We start from the raw sequence: 19,798 nt of genomic DNA, 5'->3' as shown, positions 1-19,798 counted from the left end.
ATCACGCACGTTCAAAGCCGCGGGCGACTTCGTAATCCGTCACCACACGGTCAAATTCTTCCAGTTCCCATTCAGCCGCACGGCAGTAGTGATCCACCACATCTTCGCCCAAAGCCTCACGCAGCATCTTGGAATTCTTCAGCGTTTCGCGTGCATCCCTCAGGTTTTGCGGAATGAAGCCGGAGTTGCCTTCGTAAGCATCGCCAACTGTCGGCGGATCCAGTTTCATCTTGTCTTCAATACCTTTGATCCCCGCCGCAAGCTGCGCCGCCATTGCCAGGTAAGGATTGAGGTCTGAACCACCGACACGGCATTCAACACGCACCGCTTTTGTCCCATTGCCACATAGCCGGAAACCGGCTGTCCGGTTGTCGACCGACCAGATTGTGCGGGTAGGTGCAAAGGTTCCTTTCTGGAACCGCTTGTAGCTGTTCACATATGGCGCCAGAAAATAAGTGTAGTCAGGCGCAAATTTCAGCAGACCCGCCATGTAATATTTCATGATTTCTGACATGCCGAGCTTGTCGTTCTTGTCAAAAAACGCTGGTTTTCCGTCTTTCCAAAGCGACTGATGGACGTGGCTGGATGACCCAACTTTTTCATGGTGCCACTTGGGAAGGAAGGTCACCGCATGCCCTTGCTGCCAGGAGATTTCCTTAACAGCGTGTTTGGCGATCGTATGATGGTCCGCCGTATCAAGTGCCGCGGCATATTTAATGTTCAGTTCTTCCTGGCCTGTCTCCGCTTCGCCCTTTGTATTTTCCACGGGAATGCCAGCCGCATACAGGTGGTTTCGTATCGGGCGCATCACGTGTTCTTCTTTGGTCGTCTGAAGAATGTGATAATCTTCATTGTAACCTGAAATCGGTGCCAGATCGCGAAATTTGCTTTTGCGGATTTCGTCAAAGCTTTTCTCGAACAAAAAGAATTCAAGCTCGGTCGCCATCATTGCCGTCATACCCAATTCGTCCAGCCGGGCAATCTGGCGCTTCAGAATAGCGCGGGGTGAGTGGGTGATGTCCTGATAGGTGTGATGATCCAGAACATCGCATAACACCATTGCAGTGCCTTCGAGCCAGGGAACCAGCCGAAGCGTATCGAGATCGGGTTTCATGACATAATCGCCATACCCGCTTTCCCAACTTGTCGAGGCAAAACCGTCCGGCGTTGCCATTTCGAGATCGGTCGCCAGCAGATAATTACAACAATGGGTTTCTTCCCACGCGCTATCGACAAAATGCTGCGCCAGAAATCGCTTACCCATAAGGCGGCCCTGCATATCCACGATACAGGTCAGAACCGTATCAATTTCACCAGATTTTACGGCGGATTTTAAAGCGTCAAAGGTCAGATTGCCGGGCATGGTCTGTATCCTGAAAATTGGAGGTTAGGGGTGCCCCGGAGGCGAACCACCGGGGCGCTTGTTTTTAGCCGAACGAATAGGGCGGGCCAGCTTTGCCGAGCACTTCGTTATAATCGCGGAAGATCTGGACGATTTTCGAGTGAATTTCGCCTTCCTGTGCTATTTCGTCCCAGAAAGTGACAGCCGCGTCTTCAACCGTTTTCCACTCGGCTTGTGGAATTGAGCGCAGTTTCAGCTGATCACCCGTGGCGCGCAGACGTGCCTCGCCACCCCAGTACCACTGGTTGCGATAGGTGTGACCCGCTTCGATCCCGGCCATCACAATTGACTTGAGATGCTCGGGCAGATCGGCCCATTGTTTCTGGTTCACAAAGAACGACCCAATCCATGCGCCCGAGATGTTGTTGGTCAGGAAATAGTCAGTCACATTGGCCCAGCCGACTGTGTAGTCTTCGGTGATGCCAGACCATGCCATGCCATCCAGCTCGCCGGTTTGCACGGCCACTTCGGCATCCTCGTAGGGGATCGATACTGGAATAACGCCAAACTGGGCAAGGAAACGCCCGGCGGTCGGGAAGGTGTAAAGCTTCAGACCGTCAAGATCGGCCAGTGATGTGACCTCTTTTTTGGTGTTGAAGTTACACGGGTCCTGACCTGCAGCCGACAGCCACGCAACACCGACCTTTTCGTATTCCGAGCGCCAGATGTCGGCCAGCCCGTATTGCTCGAACAGCACCGGCACATCGAGCGCGTGTTTTGTCGCCAATGGGAAATAGCCGCCAAACACCTGCAGAGGCGTGGGCGATGCCATTGAATCATCATCGGAATGAACTGCGTCGATCGTGCCACTTTGGAGCGCCTGAAACAGCTCACCTGTGGGAACAATCTGGTCGGCATAAAACAGCTCGATCTCCATCTCGCCGTTGGCGGCGGTGTTGATGTAGTCGATGACTGGCTTGGTAACAAACTCGCCCAGGGCCGCGCCAGCATAGGTCTGGAAGCGCCATTTGATGGGGGCTTGTGCATGGACAATGGCCGGTGTGGCCAAAGTTGCGGCACCGCCAAGTGTTGCGGCGCGTAGAAATGAACGTCTGGTCGTCATGGGACTCTCCTTAGTTGGGTTTCATCGGGATGCTCCGTTGGCGGAGTTCTTTTGGTTATTTTCCGTAAACATAATTAGGTAGCCAGAGGGCGATCTGCGGAAAGATCATGACCACAGCCAGGGCGAAAGCCATAACAATCACAAACGGCACGATAGAGCGGTAGATGTCCCTTATCGTGATCTCAGGCGGCGCCATCGCGCGCATCAGGAACAGATTATAACCGAATGGTGGGGTCATATAAGCGATTTGGCAAGTGATAGTGTAAAGCACCCCGTACCAGACCAGATCAAAGCCCATCGAGCCGACCAGAGGTACATATAGCGGTGCCACGATCACCAGCATTGCGGTGTCGTCCAGAAACGTGCCCATCAGAATGAACGACAGCTGCATCAGGATCAGGATTGTCCAGGCGTTCAGACCCAGTTGTTGGGTGAAAAGATCCTCGATTGCCTTAACCGCGCCCAGCCCGTCAAAGATTGCGCCAAAACCAAGGGCGGCCAGAATGATCCACATAAACATGCATGAAATCGCTAATGTCTGACGCACGGAAGTTTCAAACACCTCGCGGGTCATCCGGCCTTTCAGGACTGCCGCCAAAAACGCGGCCATTGCTCCGATGGCCGAACTTTCGACCAGTGAGGTATAACCCTTGACGAAAGGCACCATCATCACTGCGAAAATCGCCAGAGGTAGGACGCCAGCCCCCAAAAGGCGCAGTTTTTCGGCCATCGGCACATTGCGCTCGTCTTCGGGTAGCGCAGGGCCAAGATGGGGCTGCAGGCGGCAGCGCACGTAAATGTAGATGATGAACATCGTGGCCATCATCAGGCCGGGAATGACCCCGGCCAGCCACAGCTGTCCCACCGGTTGGCGTGCGATCATCGCATATAGCACCAGCACGACCGAGGGCGGAACTAGGATGCCCAAACTTGACCCGGCCTGAATGACGCCGGTGACCATGATTTTGTCATAGCCACGCTTCAGAAGTTCAGGCAGGGCGATGGTAGCCCCGATGGCCATGCCTGCCACGCTGAGGCCGTTCATTGCCGAAATCAGCACCATCAACCCGATTGTGCCAATCGCCAACCCACCCCGAACAGGGCCCATCCAGACATGGAACATCTTGTAGAGGTCATCGGCAATTTTGGATTCGGACAGCACATAACCCATGAAAATAAACATCGGCAGTGTCAGCAGCGGATACCATTTCATCAGCTTCATTGCGGCCGAGAAAGGGATGTCGACGCCGTTGTTCCAACCCAAAAACACGGCGGAAGCTGAGGCCACAAACCCGATGGCACCGAATACCCGCTGCCCGGTCAGCAGCATCAGCATCATCGAGCTGAACATCAGAATGGCGATCATTTCATAGGGCATCAGAGAGCCTCACCGCGGATACGCCCGATGTCGCGAAAGAACTCGGCAAGAGATTGTAAAAGCATCAAAAAGACCCCGATGCAGAGCAGGGATTTTACCGGCCAGAGATAGGGGCGCCAAGGGCTGTTGCTGCGCTCCATGAAGCCCAGCTTGTCGCCGGCGGCATCAAAGCCCTGAGAAAACAAGGTACTCAACAGCTCACTCAGGAATTCGTAGGTTGTTGCATTATAGGGTCGGCCTAATGAGTAGGCGAATGAGTTAATACCGCCGTAGAGAAGCACACCAAGATAGAACATCAGGAAAAGCACGGTGAAGGCATCAAACCACGCCCGTTGCCGTACCGACCAGCCGCCATAAAAAAGATCCATCCGAACGTTCGACCCCAATTGTAGCGAATAAGGTCCGCCCAGGACGTAATAGGCGACCATCACGAACTGTGCGGTTTCCAGCGTCCAGTGTGAAGAGGTGAACAAAGTTTTGGACACCGACGACCACAAAAGAACACCCACCAGAACAAACAGCAGATACATCGCGAACCGCCCGATAAAATAGTTCATCGCGTCTATTGCGCGAATGTAGCCAAGGATAACTCTAGGCATGATGGGAGGTTCCCATTATTACAAGGCCAAGTTCTTTTAGCGACGAAGCGAGCAAACCAAGCAATTCATCGGCAATAGCATCTTGCGCCGCCTCCGTTTCCAAAAGATCGTTTCGAACTTCGATCATTACGTTCATCAACCCATGTTCTATGCCATGAATTTTCAACGAATGTGTCACGCCATCAGCAGGGCCATACGGAGAATTCCTCTCGACAACGCGGGGGGCTATCAATTCTGACTGCGCGAGCATCGCATCTGCGACGCGGCTATCTGTGTCGTGCAAAATGCCAATCTCGACATTTCTTGGTTTGCCAAAATAAAGCGGCGTGAAACTGTGAATCGTCACGAGCACGGTTGGAATCGCGTTTGATTCCCGGGCTTCCAGAACCTCGCCCACAGCATTGCAGAACGGAACATAAACCTGTTCAACCCGTGCCGCCTTGTCTTCATCGTTTAAACCCTGATTGCCGGGAACCTCGATCAACTCGGACTTTTCCGGCATCGCGCCTGGTGATTCAGGTGGTCGATTGCAATCGTACACCAGCCTGGAAACTCGTCCCGCAATAAGCGGCGCATTAAGTGCTTTTGAAAGACGAGCGGCAAGAGCCCGTGCGCCCGGATCCCAGACCGCATGACTGTCGCGTGTAGCGGGGCTTAACCCAAGATTATTGTATGCTTCCGGAATATGTGCCGAGGCATGTTCACAAACCAAAACAACAGGACCAACCCCATCGGGGTTCAGCACCTCGACGACAGTGCTGGACTGTTTTGTATTCGTTCCGACCAACTGGATTCCCCCGCCTGATAAAATACTTTCCTTTCTTTCACGATCTGTCAATATATTTTCACACGCTGGTCAAACACAAAAACCCAACTTAGAGTGAACGCATAAAATTTAGGGAAAGCCTTTGCCGAATTCCTCGCAAACAGTGCGCAGTCTGATCCGCAGCCGGTATGAGTCGCTGACTCAGACAGAACGTAAACTGGCCAATTCCCTTCTGGAAAACTACCCTGCTGCCGGACTTGCCTCGATCACAATTGTTGCAGAGAATGCCGGCGTATCGACCCCAACCGTTGCCAGGATGGTTCAAAAACTTGGCTTCAAAGGGTATCCCCAATTTCACAAAGCGTTACGGGAAGAGCTTGAGGCGCAGGTTTCAGGGCCGATAAAAAAACATGAGAACTGGGCAAGTGAAGCGCCGGATTCTCATATGCTGAATCGATTTGCAGATTCAGTTATGCATAATCTCAGCCAAACCCTTTCGCATGTTGATACCGAAAAGTTTGATCAGGCGGTTTCCGTTTTGGCTGACAAGGAAAATCAGCTTTTTGTTGTAGGAGGCCGAATTACCCGCGCGCTCGCCGACTATACGTTTACGCATATGCAGGCGATCCGGCCAAGGGTCACCCATATGACGTCATCCTCGGCCACCTGGCCGCATTACGTGCTTGATATGGCCGAAGGTGATGTCCTGCTTATGTTCGATGTACGGCGCTACGAAACCAACCTGCTGCGTCTGGCAGAACTTGCTTCGTCCCGGGGGGTAAAGGTAATCCTGATTACCGATCAATGGGCCTCTCCCGTCGCGAAAGTCGCCGACCATATTTTTAACTGTTGGGTCGAAATCCCTTCGGCTTGGGATTCCAATATTGCCACGATGATGCTGCTCGAAGCCATGATCGCTGCGGTACAGGAAAAAATCTGGCCCGAGACCAGAGAGCGGTTTGAAAGATTGGACGAGTTATTCGACATGACACGTCTGTTCCGCAAATTTAGTTAGGGGCGCTGAAATTTTAGGTAATATGCACGAATGAATTTGAACAATTGTTAGTTTTGATTGAACCGAATCGCAAGAAAGTTTACCAATTGGTCAAAAGTATGAAATCAAATCCAACGGGGGTAAAAATAATGAATAATTTAAAGACCACATCTCAGCTGTCCGGAATGACGCGCCGAAGGCTGCTGGCAACCAGCGCGGCTGCGCTAACGATGACCGGTATTGTCGGCCTTCCCGGTCGCGCGCTTGCTGCCGAACCGCTTAAAGTAGCTGGCATCTACACAGTCCCGGTCGAGCAGCAATGGGTCAGCCGAATTCACAAAGCTGCTGAAACCGCTCAGGGGCGTGGTGATATCGAATACACCTATTCCGAAAATGTCAGTAACACCGATTATACGCGTGTGATGCGGGAATACGCTGAACAGGGATATCAGCTCATCATCGGCGAAGTTTTTGGTGTAGAACAAGAAGCGCGCGAAGTCGCGGCAGACTACCCCAATATCGCTTTCCTGATGGGTTCCAGCTTCAAACAGGATGATGCGCTGGCGAATTTCTCTGTGTTCGACAACTATATTCAGGATGCGTCTTACCTGTCTGGAATTATTGCAGGCTCGCTTACCAAAGCTGGCAACATCGGCATGGTCGGGGGTTTCCCGATTCCCGAGGTGAACCGGCTGATGCATGCCTTCATGGCTGGTGCACGTGAGATCAACCCTGATATCACCTTTCAGGTCAGCTTTATCGGCAGCTGGTTTGATCCACCCAAGGCTAAAGAAACTGCCTTCGCGATGATCGAACAGGGTGCAGATGTTCTGTATGCCGAACGCTTTGGTGTTTCAGACGCAGCACAAGAACGCGGCGTGCTTGCCATCGGCAATGTGATCGACACGCAATCCGACTACCCTGATACCGTTGCTGCCTCTGCTCTTTGGCACTTTGAACCAACCTTGGATAAAGCCATTGCAGAAGTGCAGGCAGGCAGCTTCACCGCTGCTGACTACGGTGTCTATTCCTTCATGAGCGAAGGGGGCAGTTCCCTTGCGCCGCTCGGCACTTTCGAAGGCAAAGTTCCGGAAGATGCTCTCGCGCTGGTAGCAGAGCGCGAAGCTGCAATCAAAGACGGCAGTTTTTCCGTCGAAATCAACGACGAAGAACCGCGGTCGTCATAAATGGCTAAGCAAAGTGAGGCGCAGGTTGTCCTGCGCCTCGACCGTATCACCAAAACCTTTGGTGCTTTGGTCGCGAATGACGCGGTCAGCCTCGACCTGCACAAAGGCGAGGTAATAGCGCTACTCGGTGAAAACGGCGCGGGTAAGACAACGTTGATGAACATCCTGTTCGGCCATTACACCGCCGATACAGGGAGCGTTGAAGTGTTCGGCCAGGAACTGCCACCGGGAAACCCACGAGCTGCTTTGGCCGCAGGCGTAGGCATGGTTCACCAGCACTTTACCCTTGCTGACAATATGACCGTGCTGGAAAACATCGTACTCGGCACCCAACCCTTATGGCGTCTGGGTTTTGACCGGTCTGCAGCCCGCGCACGCATTATTAAATTATCCGGTGATTTTGGCCTGACAGTTCACCCTGATGCGCGTGTCGGCGCATTGTCGGTAGGTGAGCGACAAAGGGTGGAAATACTCAAGGCGCTTTACCGCGATGCACGGATTCTGATCCTTGATGAGCCGACCGCCGTTCTGACACCTCAGGAAACCGATGACCTGTTTGCAACGATGCGCAAGGCTGTCGATCTGGGTTTGTCGGTGGTCTTTATTTCGCACAAGCTGCACGAAGTTATGGCAATCTCAAGCCGTGTCCTTGTGCTTCGCCACGGCCGTCTTGTTGCCGAAGTTTTGACAGAAGGAACAGACCGCCACGTCCTCGCAACACTGATGGTTGGAGAAGAAGTTACACCTCCGAAAGTTGCAGACTCTACGGCTGGCCCGGCTCTGATGCGGCTTCAGAATGTTTCGACTGCTGATCAGGGCAGCGCGCCTGGTTTGAAATCGCTGTCGCTCGATCTAAGAGCCGGACAAATCATCGGCCTTGCCGGCGTATCAGGCAATGGACAGTCCGCACTTGCCGACATGATTGGGGGTTTGACAACACCGCTTTCCGGCACAATAGCCTTGGAAAATTCCGAACCTGTTAACTGGACGCCACGCGCCGCAGTATCAGCGGGCATAGCCCGTATTCCTGAGGATCGGCACAAGACCGGCACGATCGCAGATTTTGATTTGACCGAGAACGCGATCCTCGAGAACTATTCCGAAGCCCCTTACAGCCGAAAAGGCTGGATGAATTGGCAAAAGGCCGAGGATTTTTCGAAACATATTATCGACACCTACGACGTCCGTTGCCCGGGCCCTCAGACACGTATTCGGCTGCTTTCCGGCGGAAACATGCAAAAGCTGATCCTTGGCCGGGTACTTGAGCAGTCTCCAAGCATCATTCTGGCTAATCAGCCTGTACGTGGTCTTGATATCGGGGCTGTCTCCTACGTGCATTCGCGCCTGTTGGATGCCCGCGCTGGCGGCGCTGCGGTATTGCTTATTTCCGAAGATCTGGAAGAGATCATGGCGCTGTCCGATGTCATCCACGTTATCTCCGAAGGCCGCCTGTCACCGGGTTTCCCACGCGGTAGCAAGACGGCGGCGGAGCTTGGTGTTTGGATGGCAGGACACGGTTTTGACGAGGAGGCCACAAATGCGGCTTGAGCCCATTGCGAACCCTACAGTCACGCGCACTCTGTCGCTTCCATTGCTGGCCTTGACGGTTACGGTCTTTGTCGCCTCATTTTTAGCTATGTTGGCTGGGGCCAATCCGTTTTCGGTTCTGGGGTTGATCATCGATGGCGCTGTTGGTTCCAAGTTCGCGGCGCTTGAAACCTTGAACCGCGCCACACCGCTGATCTTTACCGGGCTCGCGGTCGCGGTCGCTTTTCGCGCGCGGCTTTGGAACATTGGGGCGGAAGCACAGCTTTATGCTGGTGCAGTCTTAACTGTACTGCTGGGAACAGGGGCACTTGCCTGGCCGTCTGGCCTGCTACTTCCAACGATTGCAATCTGCGCCATGTTCGCGGGCGCTCTTGTTCTGCTTTTGCCTGCCTATCTCAAAACCCGGTTTGGCGTGGACGAAGTTGTTACGACCCTGCTTTTCAATTTTGTTGTGTTGCTTTTGGTATCAATGCTTCTTGAAGGTGTGCTCAAGGACCCGATGGGTATGGGCTGGCCAAAATCGGCCCGCTTGATCCCCGAGGCCCGGCTGCCGCGCATCGTCGAAGGGCTGCGCCTGCACTGGGGATTTGGGCTGGCCATCGTATCCGCCGCGGTTGTCTGGATGATCCAGACACGGACCACGCTAGGGTATGAAATGCGCGCCGTTGGATTGAACCAGAAAGCCGCGCAATTTGCCGGAATCCCGGTGAACACCGTCCTTATCAAAACCGCACTTTTGTCAGGTGGGCTTGCAGCCCTCGCCGGGTTTTCCGAAGTTGCCGGACTTAAGGGCAATCTCACGCTCGATCTGTCACCAGGGTTTGGCTACACCGGCATCATCGTTGCAATGCTGGCCTTTTTGAACCCGATTGGTGTTGTTGTATCTGCACTGTTTGTTGCTGGCATTTTCGTCGGCGCTGACAGCATGAGCCGCGCCGCGGGTGTGCCTACCTACATCGCCGATATTATGCTCGCCACGGCCTTGTTGCTGATGGTGCTCGCGATCATGCTCACCCGTTTTCGCATTGTCAGGGAGTAAGGATACATGGAAATCTTAGACATCCTGATTTCTGCAAGCTTCTGGACAGCAGCGATCCGTATCGCAAGCCCCCTGATCTTTGCAACGATGGGAGAGCTTATTTGTGAACGCGCAGGTGTTCTGAACCTAGGCATCGAAGGCATCATGGTTGTCGGCGCATTCGCGGGCTGGATGACGGTTTATTCCGGTTATGGCCTTTGGACCGGTGTGGGCGTCGCCATGCTGTCTGGAATGTTGTTTGGCCTGATGCACGGCATCCTGACCGTGCCATTTGGATTGTCACAGCATGTTGTCGGTTTGGGGATCACCCTGCTCGCAACATCCCTGACCTATTTCAGTTATCGACTGGCGTTACCAGAGGTCACAAGCCCACCAAAGATAGAAGCGTTTCAACCCCTGCCGATCCCCATATTGTCAGAAATTCCGGTCATTGGCCCAGCGCTATTCACCCAAACACCGCTAACCTATCTGGCCTTTGTCTTGGTGTTGGTCCTATCACTGGTGCTTTACCGAACGCCGGTTGGGCTTGCCTTGCGCGCAGCAGGGGAAAACCCGTCTGCGGTTGATGCACAGGGGCTGTCGGTTAGCGGAATTCGTATTGGGGCTGTGATGGTCGGCAGCGGTCTAATGGCCGTTGGCGGGGCGTTTCTGACCATGTCTGCCTTCAATTCCTTCTTCTTTGAAATGGTAAACGGGCGCGGATGGATTTGCATTGCGCTTGTGGTTTTTGGGGCGTGGAAGCCTAGTAAGGCACTACTTGGAGCAATTCTGTTTGCCGCGTTTGATGCGCTGCAGATCAGAATTCAGCAAACGCCACTTGGTGCCAATGTCCCTTATCAAGTGTTTCTGATGATGCCTTACTTGCTTTCGATCCTCGCGCTTGTGGTCATGTCGCGGCGTGCAGAGGTGCCTGCAGCCCTGATGGTGGCGTTTAACAAAGGGGAGCGCTGATGTTCGATATAATCGTAAAAGGTGGCACCCTGCCCGATGGGCGCATCACTGATATCGGTATCAAGGGAAACCGGATTACCGCTATCGAAAGTATAGAAGCGGAAGCAAGACAGGTTATCGACGCCAGCGGAGACCTGGTCAGCCCGCCACTAGTTGACCCGCATTTCCATCTGGACGCAACACAGTCCTACGGCATCCCGCGCATCAATGCTTCGGGTACATTGCTGGAAGGCATCGGCCTTTGGGGTGAACTGAAAGAGATTATGACGCTTGAACAAGTCCGCGACCGGGCGCTTGCCTATTGCGATTGGGCCGCAAGCATGGGGCTGCTGGCGATCCGCAGTCATGTTGATGTCTGCGATGACAGGTTGATTGGAGTTCAGGCGTTGCTAGAGGTTAAAAAGCTGGTTGCAGACTATATTGACCTGCAACTAGTAGCCTTCCCGCAAGACGGCCTGTACCGAAGCCCGACCGCACTGGAAAACACGATCCGGGCGCTTGATATGGGCGTAGATGTGGTTGGCGGCATTCCGCATTTCGAACGTACAATGGCAGACGGGGCCGCATCTGTTCGCGCTCTTTGCGAGATTGCAGCAGAGCGCGGACTTATGGTCGACATGCATTGTGACGAAACGGATGACCCAATGTCGCGCCACATCGAAACACTAGCCTATGAGACTCGACGGTTGGGGCTGCAGGGCCGGGTTGCGGGTTCGCATCTGACGTCAATGCATTCGATGGACAACTATTACGTCTCGAAACTGCTACCTCTGATACAGGAGGCCGAAGTGGCAGCCATACCAAACCCACTGATTAACATCGTTTTACAAGGCCGTCATGACACCTTCCCTAAACGCCGCGGCATGACCCGTGTGAAAGAAATGCTGGCCATGGGCATTACTGTGGGGTTTGGGCAGGATTGCGTGCTTGATCCCTGGTATAGCCTTGGAACGGCAGACATGCTTGATGTCGCCTTCATGGGCCTGCACGTGGGGCAGATGACCAACCCAGATGAAATGCGCAAATGTTTTGACATGGTGACGTTTGAAAGCGCCAAAATCATGGGGCTTGAGGATTTTGGGCTTCGCGTTGGAGCAAAGGCATCGCTTGTGGTGCTCGATGCAGGCAACACGATCGAAGCGCTGCGCTTGCGTCCCGACCGGCTTTGGGTCATTGCGAATGGGAAAGTGATTTCAAGACAGGCGCGCAACGACGCGCAACTTTCTTTGACCAACCGCCCGGATTCCGTGCGACGACGCCATTCCGCGCATCTTCCGCAGACTTAGAGATACCCGAGAAGTTGCGCTACTCAAATTACTTCGCTTAGCGTCTGGTTTTTTCGTATCATGCAATGACCCTCTTCGGTTGTGTTTACTTTGTCTGAATACCGCCTTTGATGTATCATGTTGAGATATTCATTTTTTTTTCAGGAGTATTCCACCATGTCCCTAATTCAGACTGTTGATGAAATATTTGATGACTTCAGGCAGCTTGAACAACATATCATCGAAGAGCTAAATCCAGAATTTGAGCACAGTTCGGTTCGGCTCCTGAGCGAGTTTGCGCCACAAGAAGAACTGGAAACGATACGCACGAGGGTCTACTGGCTGATCCAAGAAATTCTTGAAAAACTTGAGTCATTGCGTAATTCGCTGGCGCACATTCAGAATGGTGAAAACTCCGAAGGTGTGAAAAGCGAAATTCTGGAGTTGCAATCTCTGCTTGGGCGTCTTGCCAGCGTGATAACCCGGATCAAAAATCTAATAGCGTTGCTGTCCGCGCGAAACGCCCCACAGAATGTTCCGCAAGCGGGGTTTTGGAAAAAGACCAAGAAAGTGTTTTCCATTATCAAACGTTGGCTTCAGGGAATTTCCGGACAGCTTTGGCAATTGCTGAGCAGATTGATGACACCAAAAGAATGGAAACTCGCTGGCGAGTTAGGAACTGGCGTGTTTGGGTTAGCGAAAGCGCAAGTAGAAGTCACGTTCGGTTAGAACACGCCTGACTTTGCGACGCGCAATACATGCGAGCTTTTCTGCAACACACTCAATTCGCGCTTTCGGCTTACCGAATGACGTGAACCCCACATGGTGCGTGGCGAACAACACGTGCAGCGGTAGACCCGAGGAAAAAATCCTGCAAACCCGGCCTGTGCGATGCAATCACAATAAGATCGCAACCATGCCCGTCAGCATACTCCGTAATTGTTGTCCCGGAATGGCCAGTCACAACCTTGATCTCTGCACCAGGTACACTTACGGCTTCGGTTTTCAGACTTACCTCAGCCTCTTTCGCATTTTTCGACAACTGCCCTTCCGGCAAATATTGCGAAACATAGGCAGGGATATCTTCCAGAACATGTAAAACCGTAATTTTCCCACCGTCGGAAACCAGCTTTTGGGCGACTTCCAATGCTTTGGCTGTGTTCGGGCCGTGATCAAGCGCGATCGGAACCAAGATATTCTCATACATAACAGCATCTCCTTACAGAATGGCCTAGTTTGCGATGCTACCTAACGGTCTGCCATGATCTGTATCAACCGTTTTACAGGAAGCGTTATGACCATTTTTACAGGTTTCTGAAGTATTATCGCAAACGAATACCTATGCATACATTGCATTCCGGCAATGCAAAAACAGTGAATTGTGAATCAAATCCAAAAGTCCTAGATGAGCCCTACCAACCGACGCGGTGTCGGCTGAAACAAAAGTAAGGAAGCGCAAAATGTCTATCGCAACAGCAACACGTTCTGTGCCTCTCGGAGCAGTCACGACTTTCCGTCTGGTGAACGTATTTGAAGAAGTAAAAGACACGATCATTTCTTGGAATGATGCACGTCAAACTCGTAATGCTCTGGCTAAACTTTCAGCGTACCAGTTGGCTGATATCGGACTGTCCCCAGCAGTTCGCTAGTAAGACATTCAATACTGGAATTCGAAGAGAGCTGCGCAAATGCGCGGCTCTTTTTGAGTCTGTGACCCCATTTCTGCATTGAAATGAAATCAATCGATTTCATCGAGTGCCTTGATTGCGGCCCGATCAGATATCGGAAACGCGGTTCAGGATTGGTTGCAATAACATTTCAAACTCGCGGGCCCCTGTTTTCGTCGAAAACAAAAATCACCCTTCATTCACTTTTCCTAGCGTGCTTTCGAAAAACCGGGTTGGAAGGCTTAAGCTTTGCGATGCAAGATTCTGCCCACGCTATCCAATGTGACAAAGGTCGCCCTTCCAGATAATAGTCACCAGTCGATAGTTGAATTTTCAACGAGCGAACGAAATCTTCAAGGCGTCTGCTTTCCGAACTATCGTTGTTTTTTGACTGTAACTTCTGCCTCCATCCCTGACTCACTTCACCAAAGAATGGAAACCCACCTCGCCCACTTTGTTCCAGTTTGTACTGCAAGCGCTTTAGTTCGCGTTCTACGCTCCAGCGAAAATTTATGGGTCCCGACGCCATAATCTCGCGAACAATGACCGGAAGAAGGGCTTCGGCTATTACGTGTTTTGATTCCACCCATTTGGGATAGCCTCTTCCATGAATGTGGTTCTCAAATTTAAAGATAAGAAACCCCGTTGGTTTGTTCCGGAATAAGCCGGCAGAAAAAGGATTGGCGAGACGCGTTTCCGAGCAATCCAAAAGTTCTGCTCCTTTGTTGTGAACGCTGACAAAACATTTTTGCATCTTTTCAGTAACTGAGAATTCAAGGGTTTCACCTGAGATGGCGAGCGTGAGTTTCCCAGATGGTTCTGCTCTCTCAACGCATCCTCCTTCAGCCTCGACAGCGTCAAGCAAGGAGCTTGTTACGAGAAGCCTTCGTTCTTCGCTCTCAGTCAAATCTATCGGAATTCCGGTCCGGTGAGTACCTGCCTTGCCATCCAGTAACGCCCCTACCCAGCCTTCCATTTGAGGGTGCAATGACTCAAGCGACTGGCAAAGTTCCATATCTAACCTCGTATTAAAATTTAAAATCCATCTATAAATCATAAGCGATTTACCAAACGATTCTAAGGTGTCCTTTTAGACAGGTTTTGTTTGTAAGATATTGTTTTTGTTTCTTTATTCGGGATAATTTCGGCTGAATAAGACTTCTTTGTGGCAGAGATACGGCGACACCATGCTGGAAACAATGAGCAGCAGAAAACCGTGCGTCTGAGTAACCGTGTGAAGAAGCTAGAAAACAAGTCGGTTCAAGGCCGGGAGAGCTCACCTATACTGCGCGTGAGCGAACCCCCAAGGTTTTGCTCCAAGGTCTGCTATGCGGACAACGTTGCCGTCCGTCGAGAACTGGTTTTCAATCGAATGATCGGTTATTCTTTTGTCTGATACATTCATAGATTGACTAAGAACATGGACAACCACAAATTTCGCAATGCCTCACTATCGGAGGCAACGCGCTGCTTTGATGTAGAGACATCAGCCTATGATGGCGATGAAGCTGCGACGCTTGAAAAAATATCAAAGCGTATCTCTAACTATCCCCAAGGTTTTTTGATCCTTGAAGTCGATAAAGTCGTTGTTGGCTTCATAAACAGCGGGTGCGCATATGACGTTGAAATGTCTGATGAAGATTTCAAAGAACTCATTGGACATGATCCGGCTGCTCCAAATGTCGTGATCATGTCAGTGGTGGTTGATCCAGGATATCAAGGTCGCGGCTTGTCCACCGCATTAATGTCCGAATTCGTTAAGCGTATGACTGACACGAAAAAAGAAACGATCCATCTTATGTGCAAAAAGCACGACGTACCCCTCTATGAGAAGTTTGGCTATCGGTACACACAGCCTTCTGAATCTGACCACGGCGGAGTTCAGTGGCATGAGATGATGATGGAACTCCCGAAGGCCTAAGGCGGTAGGTTTGAGCTTATCGGACGTTCGCTTCACCGAGCTTAGGCATCGGCTCTGCGGAACTTAGCTGTCATTGCCGTCAGCGATGTCAAAACCATTATATTTCCGCAATCGCTATGCCGTCCGTATCAGCGTAAATGCTGATCTTCAGCCAGCGCTTCATGGTCTTGCTAAGTATCGCCTCGCCACTCATGAAAAAACGACCCTCTTCGATCTCTCGGTCGAGGGTACGTCTGCCGAGGTAAATACCAGCCATAACCTCAACTGCCGTTTCGATGTAAAGGTCAACGTCAAATCCAGGGTCGGATGCACAAAGCTCAATTGGCTCACCGGGTCTCGAAATCAGCCAGTATGTCGATGCTGGCGACGTTGCATCCGAAAAGTTGAACCGCACGACGACCCTTCGCTGCGGCAGTTCATTTACGATTATCCGTTTCTGAAGCGTCCACATAAGGACATCCGCGTTTCGATCTTCCAGCGCGATGTCCGCTTTGATATGGCGCTGTGCCCATCGGGCAAGTCCTTGCAAAATATCATCGAGCTCTGCTGCCTTATCGGTCCGAAGGTAGTCGATATTCCCCGTAGCTGGATCTTCTACGCGTTCGATTAGTCCGTTTTCCTGCATCTCTCTAAGCCGGTTGGCCAACAAGGTTGGTGAAATTCCCGGTAGACCCCGTTTGATTTCATTGAAACGGGTCGAACCGCCCCAAAGTTCGCCAAGAATTTGGATCGTCCAGCGTGGATTCAGGACCTCACAGGCTTTGGACGTTGGACAAAATAGTCCGTAGGGTTTCGAAGCCATATTACCTCTTTACGTCAAAGGGGTGTTCCAATTGCAGCCTATCAAATCCCTTTGGGATATTGCCAGTACAAAATTTGTACCGGGGTTGATCCAGATTCTACACTGCCCTGGGCACAAGTAGACACGCCACTGTTGCCTATATGGAGAATGGAGACACCAGATGACAAACACGACTAATACGCTAGAGCATGTTTACAACGCGGAAGGGGCGCAAGCTATTCGAGAGAGCTATGAAGGCTGGGCATCAGATTATGATGCCGACAACATTGGCAACGGATTCAGGCTTCCCACCATTGGTGCAGCATTCGTTGCACGCCACGTTCCAAATGATGAGGGACCGATACTCGATGCTGGGTGTGGCACCGGCCTTGTTGGCGAAGCGCTGGCGATACTTGGTTATGAGGATATCGTCGGGCTCGACATATCTCCGGCGATGCTCAAGCTCGCCAAAAGGTTAGAAACCTACGATCGTCTGTATGAACAAAACTTGGGTCGGCCCATTCCCGAGGCCGACAACAGCTTCGCTGCCGTAACCTGTTTTGGGTCTCTTGGTCCCGGGCATGCACCGCCGGATTGTCTGGATGAGTTCATAAGAGTGACCCATCCGGGAGGGCACGTCATTTTTAACGTGCGGCCAGATACCTACGAGGAACAAGGATTGCGGGTCAAAATCGACGACCTATTGGCGGGTCCTACCGTCCGAGAAGTGGGACGTTCACCCAACTTCAGGCCGTATCTTTTGTCCGAACCAGAGCTCGGGGCACAGATCTTTGTCTTTCAAGTCGTGTAGGGGTTCAGGTTAGCGAGCCCAAATTTTAAGACGTTGGTATCGCACTATCCAAAGGTCTTGTTTGGGCTCGAAGCGGTCATCTGATAGTTTTAATCAGGTTTTTCCTTGGTCATCCTGCAATCGATGGTGGGCTAGCCATGATATTCTTCGACCTGCTGAACAGCGTGGAAAACTTGAACCCCACAGGAATATGGGCCATGCCAGCTTGGTAGAACGAAAGTTAGTCGACAGGTGAAACGGTCTTATGACTAAGAAAAACGACAAATTGGCACAATCAAAAGACTCGACGGATATCGTCGCACCCTATGCCCGGATTTCCTGCCGCGAAGATGTTGCGAGTCCGGCTATGTCCATCGCTACCCCTATCAGTTCACCATACGTGCCAGGGTCACGTCAGGGGCCGAGACAGAGCTATCCAAGATTGTGAATGGCAAAGGGGATTGGATGTTCTACGGCCACTCCAACGAGCGTCAGGACGGCTTTGCGTTGTGGTGGTTGATTGACCTAAACGCATTCAGAGCAGCGCTAATCCGCCAAACAGCAAACGGCTACAGTATTAGCTGCGGTGACATGGCTAATTCGGATGGCACCTGTTTCAAGTGGTTTGATATCAGGTCGTTTCCAACCTATCCGCCGTTGGTGATGGCGTGTTCCTACGATTATTCCTTAGATTCAGGGAACCCACCCTAAACAGAAACAAAACATCATTTCGACAACTTTAAAGTGCACACCTTGACAACATAGAGCGCGAACGCATTAATAATTGTTGAACCAGCCCCTACGGAGGGACGAGTTATGAAGCCCATGTTGACTGAAATGATCAAGAACTTTTGCACGAACGAATCTGGTGCGATCACCGTTGACTGGGTTGTTTTGACCGCTGCTATCGTCGGGCTAAGTATAGCAATCATGGTTACGGTCGGGGGCGCGACTTCTGACCTGGGCGACGTAGTCTCTGGCAGTCTCGCAACCCAAGGTATTGCTACCTTCTAATTAGCAAAACAATCCTATTCAATTGGTGCAAATCACCAAGTCTGGCACATCACACAATAGTTATTGCGACGGCTTGAAGCGAATTGTCATAAATCAACGAAACAAGTTAGCTTGTCGGATATGGTTTCATCTTCGATGGTCGACACATTCTGATTTGACTATCGCGCAAACGGAGGATTCCGAAATGAAAAACCTTATCGCTACAGTCCTCGTGTGGCTTATCGCATCTTTTCCGGTGTTCGCTCAAGGTAACGAAGCTGGATATGGGTACGGCCACCCACATATGTCAGGATATGGCTACGGAGGTGGATGGATGTTCCTTGGTCCAGTTTTCATGTTGTTTGTTCTGGTCATGCTCGTGGTCGGTGTATTTGCATTGATGCGTTGGATGGGATTGGCACAAGGTGCTGTGCCTAACAGTACAGACAGCGCGATTGCGACACTGAACCAGCGCTTGGCAAAAGGCGAGATTGACGCTGAGGAATATGCTGAGCGCAAGGCCTTGTTGTTGGGCTAGTGTGATTCAAGAGTTGGGTATCGTTCATCGAATATGAGAACAATGTCCTGTTTTGATTGGCTCGGAACACCGGCAGGCAAAATTATCAGATGGATGAAGTTGTAAGATACCAAGTAACAGGCATGGATTGCGCCTCATGCGCAGCGAAAATCGAAAAAGCTGTGCGCTCGGCGGGCATTGATAACCCTAAAATATCAGTAGCGTCACAAGTACTAACCCTAGAAGTAGACCAAGCAGACCGTAGGCTTTCATCTGTCGAAGCCGCTGTTTCGAACGCCGGGTATCACCTCGTCCGGCTGGAGGACAGTGACAACGGTGCAGGCACCATACAGACACATACGAGTGCAGACTATCGTCAAGCGCTCTATATCGTCGTTGGTCTTAACATTGGATACGGCATCATTGAGATGATTGGAGGGGTTTTCTCAGGATCGCAGGCCCTCAAGGCGGATGCATTAGATTTTTTGGGAGATGGGTTGATCACCTTTCTTGGCCTCCTTGCAATCGGCTGGCGCTTAATCTGGCGCGCCCGCTCTGCGCTTATTCAGGGCCTTTTTCTTGGTGCTCTTGGGATAGGCGTTATCATTAATACGATTTATCGAATGGCCACAAATCTGCCGGTCAACGCTGAGCTTATGGGTGGCATCGCGCTCATTGCGTTGGCAGTAAACATTGCTGCGGCCCTGATCCTCGTTCCGCACAGGACAGGGGACGCGAACGTTCGTGCGGTATGGCTCTTTTCCCGCAACGATGCGATTGGCAACATCGCCGTGGTCGCTGCGGCGGGATTGGTCAGTTGGACCGGCACTCCATTGCCTGATCGAATTGTGGCGTTCATCATCGCCTTTCTGTTTTTACATTCATCTTGGATCATCGTGCGAGATGCACGAAACGACATGCATATTAGTTAATGATA

23 protein-coding genes are annotated in these 19,798 nt (G+C 51.7%); 15 read left to right on the top strand and 8 right to left on the bottom strand.

The window, feature by feature from the left end; genetic code table 11:
* Position 1: 1 nt before the first annotated feature.
* The 5 genes from J4E70_RS01425 to J4E70_RS01405 all read right to left on the bottom strand — a co-directional run bounded on the left by J4E70_RS01425 (position 2) and on the right by J4E70_RS01405 (position 5,229).
* Positions 2-1,363, bottom strand: coding sequence for a glutamine synthetase family protein (locus J4E70_RS01425; RefSeq protein ID WP_213887277.1), 1,362 nt, complete (start codon positions 1,361-1,363; stop codon positions 2-4).
* A gap of 64 nt (positions 1,364-1,427) precedes the next feature.
* Positions 1,428-2,465: a TRAP transporter substrate-binding protein gene (locus J4E70_RS01420; protein WP_213887276.1), complete on the bottom strand. Its 1,038-nt coding sequence runs from the start codon at positions 2,463-2,465 to the stop codon at positions 1,428-1,430.
* A gap of 55 nt (positions 2,466-2,520) precedes the next feature.
* Positions 2,521-3,843, bottom strand: a complete 1,323-nt coding sequence (locus J4E70_RS01415; protein ID WP_213887275.1) for a TRAP transporter large permease — start codon at positions 3,841-3,843, stop codon at positions 2,521-2,523.
* Complete coding sequence (locus J4E70_RS01410) at positions 3,843-4,442, bottom strand: TRAP transporter small permease subunit (RefSeq protein WP_213887274.1); 600 nt, start codon at positions 4,440-4,442, stop codon at positions 3,843-3,845. Before J4E70_RS01410 ends, J4E70_RS01415 begins: the two co-directional genes overlap by 1 nt.
* Positions 4,435-5,229 carry an N-formylglutamate amidohydrolase gene (locus tag J4E70_RS01405; protein WP_213887752.1) on the bottom strand — a complete coding sequence of 265 codons (795 nt, stop codon included), beginning with the start codon at positions 5,227-5,229 and terminating at the stop codon, positions 4,435-4,437. Before J4E70_RS01405 ends, J4E70_RS01410 begins: the two co-directional genes overlap by 8 nt.
* A gap of 121 nt (positions 5,230-5,350) precedes the next feature.
* Between J4E70_RS01405 and J4E70_RS01400 the strand changes: the two genes are divergently transcribed.
* From J4E70_RS01400 to J4E70_RS01370, 7 genes are all read left to right on the top strand, one after another.
* Entirely contained in the window at positions 5,351-6,223 is an 873-nt protein-coding gene (locus J4E70_RS01400) for a MurR/RpiR family transcriptional regulator (protein ID WP_213887273.1), read from the top strand.
* A 128-nt stretch (positions 6,224-6,351) separates the two neighbouring features.
* Positions 6,352-7,389 (top strand): BMP family protein, encoded by a 1,038-nt coding sequence (locus J4E70_RS01395; RefSeq protein WP_213887272.1) that lies wholly within the window; start codon positions 6,352-6,354, stop codon positions 7,387-7,389.
* Complete coding sequence (locus J4E70_RS01390; protein WP_213887271.1) at positions 7,390-8,937, top strand: ABC transporter ATP-binding protein; 1,548 nt, start codon at positions 7,390-7,392, stop codon at positions 8,935-8,937.
* The gene (locus J4E70_RS01385) at positions 8,927-9,976 is read left to right on the top strand and encodes an ABC transporter permease (protein ID WP_213887270.1); all 1,050 of its coding nucleotides are present in this window, start codon (positions 8,927-8,929) and stop codon (positions 9,974-9,976) included. Before J4E70_RS01390 ends, J4E70_RS01385 begins: the two co-directional genes overlap by 11 nt.
* A 6-nt stretch (positions 9,977-9,982) precedes the next feature.
* Positions 9,983-10,927, top strand: coding sequence for an ABC transporter permease (locus J4E70_RS01380; protein WP_213887269.1), 945 nt, complete (start codon positions 9,983-9,985; stop codon positions 10,925-10,927).
* A complete protein-coding gene (locus tag J4E70_RS01375) occupies positions 10,927-12,213 on the top strand; it encodes an amidohydrolase family protein (RefSeq protein ID WP_213887268.1) in 1,287 nt (428 codons plus the stop codon). The genes J4E70_RS01380 and J4E70_RS01375 overlap by 1 nt, the downstream gene beginning before the upstream one ends.
* Positions 12,214-12,369: 156 nt before the next feature.
* Positions 12,370-12,921 carry a hypothetical protein gene (locus J4E70_RS01370; RefSeq protein ID WP_213887267.1) on the top strand — a complete coding sequence of 184 codons (552 nt, stop codon included), beginning with the start codon at positions 12,370-12,372 and terminating at the stop codon, positions 12,919-12,921.
* Between the two features lie 70 nt (positions 12,922-12,991).
* Here J4E70_RS01370 and J4E70_RS01365 read toward each other — a convergent pair whose 3' ends face one another.
* Entirely contained in the window at positions 12,992-13,399 is a 408-nt protein-coding gene (locus tag J4E70_RS01365; RefSeq protein WP_213887266.1) for a universal stress protein, read from the bottom strand.
* A gap of 253 nt (positions 13,400-13,652) precedes the next feature.
* Here J4E70_RS01365 and J4E70_RS01360 point away from each other — a divergent pair, with 253 nt between their 5' ends.
* The gene (locus J4E70_RS01360) at positions 13,653-13,841 is read left to right on the top strand and encodes a DUF1127 domain-containing protein (protein ID WP_213887265.1); all 189 of its coding nucleotides are present in this window, start codon (positions 13,653-13,655) and stop codon (positions 13,839-13,841) included.
* Between the two features lie 214 nt (positions 13,842-14,055).
* Here J4E70_RS01360 and J4E70_RS01355 read toward each other — a convergent pair whose 3' ends face one another.
* Positions 14,056-14,874 carry a hypothetical protein gene (locus J4E70_RS01355; RefSeq protein WP_213887264.1) on the bottom strand — a complete coding sequence of 273 codons (819 nt, stop codon included), beginning with the start codon at positions 14,872-14,874 and terminating at the stop codon, positions 14,056-14,058.
* Between the two features lie 405 nt (positions 14,875-15,279).
* Here J4E70_RS01355 and J4E70_RS01350 point away from each other — a divergent pair, with 405 nt between their 5' ends.
* Entirely contained in the window at positions 15,280-15,780 is a 501-nt protein-coding gene (locus tag J4E70_RS01350; RefSeq protein WP_213887263.1) for a GNAT family N-acetyltransferase, read from the top strand.
* Positions 15,781-15,877: 97 nt separating this feature from the next.
* Here J4E70_RS01350 and J4E70_RS01345 read toward each other — a convergent pair whose 3' ends face one another.
* Positions 15,878-16,582: a winged helix-turn-helix transcriptional regulator gene (locus J4E70_RS01345; protein ID WP_213887262.1), complete on the bottom strand. Its 705-nt coding sequence runs from the start codon at positions 16,580-16,582 to the stop codon at positions 15,878-15,880.
* Positions 16,583-16,742: 160 nt separating this feature from the next.
* Between J4E70_RS01345 and J4E70_RS01340 the strand changes: the two genes are divergently transcribed.
* From J4E70_RS01340 to J4E70_RS01315, 6 genes are all read left to right on the top strand, one after another.
* Complete coding sequence (locus tag J4E70_RS01340) at positions 16,743-17,372, top strand: class I SAM-dependent DNA methyltransferase (protein ID WP_213887261.1); 630 nt, start codon at positions 16,743-16,745, stop codon at positions 17,370-17,372.
* 244 nt (positions 17,373-17,616) lie between these two features.
* A complete protein-coding gene (locus J4E70_RS01335) occupies positions 17,617-17,799 on the top strand; it encodes a hypothetical protein (RefSeq protein ID WP_213887260.1) in 183 nt (60 codons plus the stop codon).
* A gap of 17 nt (positions 17,800-17,816) precedes the next feature.
* Positions 17,817-18,062: a hypothetical protein gene (locus tag J4E70_RS01330; RefSeq protein ID WP_213887259.1), complete on the top strand. Its 246-nt coding sequence runs from the start codon at positions 17,817-17,819 to the stop codon at positions 18,060-18,062.
* Positions 18,063-18,167: 105 nt separating this feature from the next.
* Positions 18,168-18,365, top strand: coding sequence for a hypothetical protein (locus tag J4E70_RS01325; protein ID WP_213887258.1), 198 nt, complete (start codon positions 18,168-18,170; stop codon positions 18,363-18,365).
* Between the two features lie 184 nt (positions 18,366-18,549).
* Complete coding sequence (locus J4E70_RS01320) at positions 18,550-18,882, top strand: SHOCT domain-containing protein (RefSeq protein WP_213887257.1); 333 nt, start codon at positions 18,550-18,552, stop codon at positions 18,880-18,882.
* Between the two features lie 89 nt (positions 18,883-18,971).
* Positions 18,972-19,793 (top strand): cation efflux transmembrane domain-containing protein, encoded by an 822-nt coding sequence (locus tag J4E70_RS01315; RefSeq protein WP_246531557.1) that lies wholly within the window; start codon positions 18,972-18,974, stop codon positions 19,791-19,793.
* Positions 19,794-19,798 lie beyond the last annotated feature (5 nt).

This window comes from Pseudohalocynthiibacter aestuariivivens (assembly GCF_018457175.1).
In the GTDB taxonomy this organism is placed as follows: Bacteria; Pseudomonadota; Alphaproteobacteria; order Rhodobacterales; family Rhodobacteraceae; genus Pseudohalocynthiibacter; species Pseudohalocynthiibacter aestuariivivens.
The sequence above is the reverse complement of the archived record's forward strand: the minus strand, read 5'-3'. Positions and strand labels throughout refer to the sequence as shown.

Excerpts from the sequence above, each read along its gene's own strand:
- J4E70_RS01425 (WP_213887277.1), bottom strand. The coding sequence starts at position 1,363 with ATGCCCGGCAATCTGACCTTTGACGCTTTAAAATCCGCCGTAAAATCT.
- J4E70_RS01420 (WP_213887276.1), bottom strand. The coding sequence starts at position 2,465 with ATGACGACCAGACGTTCATTTCTACGCGCCGCAACACTTGGCGGTGCC.
- J4E70_RS01415 (WP_213887275.1), bottom strand. The coding sequence starts at position 3,843 with ATGCCCTATGAAATGATCGCCATTCTGATGTTCAGCTCGATGATGCTG.
- J4E70_RS01410 (WP_213887274.1), bottom strand. The coding sequence starts at position 4,442 with ATGCCTAGAGTTATCCTTGGCTACATTCGCGCAATAGACGCGATGAAC.
- J4E70_RS01395 (WP_213887272.1), top strand. The coding sequence starts at position 6,352 with ATGAATAATTTAAAGACCACATCTCAGCTGTCCGGAATGACGCGCCGA.
- J4E70_RS01390 (WP_213887271.1), top strand. The coding sequence starts at position 7,390 with ATGGCTAAGCAAAGTGAGGCGCAGGTTGTCCTGCGCCTCGACCGTATC.
- J4E70_RS01385 (WP_213887270.1), top strand. The coding sequence starts at position 8,927 with ATGCGGCTTGAGCCCATTGCGAACCCTACAGTCACGCGCACTCTGTCG.
- J4E70_RS01380 (WP_213887269.1), top strand. The coding sequence starts at position 9,983 with ATGGAAATCTTAGACATCCTGATTTCTGCAAGCTTCTGGACAGCAGCG.
- J4E70_RS01375 (WP_213887268.1), top strand. The coding sequence starts at position 10,927 with ATGTTCGATATAATCGTAAAAGGTGGCACCCTGCCCGATGGGCGCATC.
- J4E70_RS01370 (WP_213887267.1), top strand. The coding sequence starts at position 12,370 with ATGTCCCTAATTCAGACTGTTGATGAAATATTTGATGACTTCAGGCAG.
- J4E70_RS01365 (WP_213887266.1), bottom strand. The coding sequence starts at position 13,399 with ATGTATGAGAATATCTTGGTTCCGATCGCGCTTGATCACGGCCCGAAC.
- J4E70_RS01360 (WP_213887265.1), top strand. The coding sequence starts at position 13,653 with ATGTCTATCGCAACAGCAACACGTTCTGTGCCTCTCGGAGCAGTCACG.
- J4E70_RS01355 (WP_213887264.1), bottom strand. The coding sequence starts at position 14,874 with ATGGAACTTTGCCAGTCGCTTGAGTCATTGCACCCTCAAATGGAAGGC.
- J4E70_RS01350 (WP_213887263.1), top strand. The coding sequence starts at position 15,280 with ATGGACAACCACAAATTTCGCAATGCCTCACTATCGGAGGCAACGCGC.
- J4E70_RS01345 (WP_213887262.1), bottom strand. The coding sequence starts at position 16,582 with ATGGCTTCGAAACCCTACGGACTATTTTGTCCAACGTCCAAAGCCTGT.
- J4E70_RS01340 (WP_213887261.1), top strand. The coding sequence starts at position 16,743 with ATGACAAACACGACTAATACGCTAGAGCATGTTTACAACGCGGAAGGG.
- J4E70_RS01335 (WP_213887260.1), top strand. The coding sequence starts at position 17,617 with ATGACTAAGAAAAACGACAAATTGGCACAATCAAAAGACTCGACGGAT.
- J4E70_RS01330 (WP_213887259.1), top strand. The coding sequence starts at position 17,817 with ATGTTCTACGGCCACTCCAACGAGCGTCAGGACGGCTTTGCGTTGTGG.
- J4E70_RS01325 (WP_213887258.1), top strand. The coding sequence starts at position 18,168 with ATGAAGCCCATGTTGACTGAAATGATCAAGAACTTTTGCACGAACGAA.
- J4E70_RS01320 (WP_213887257.1), top strand. The coding sequence starts at position 18,550 with ATGAAAAACCTTATCGCTACAGTCCTCGTGTGGCTTATCGCATCTTTT.
- J4E70_RS01315 (WP_246531557.1), top strand. The coding sequence starts at position 18,972 with ATGGATGAAGTTGTAAGATACCAAGTAACAGGCATGGATTGCGCCTCA.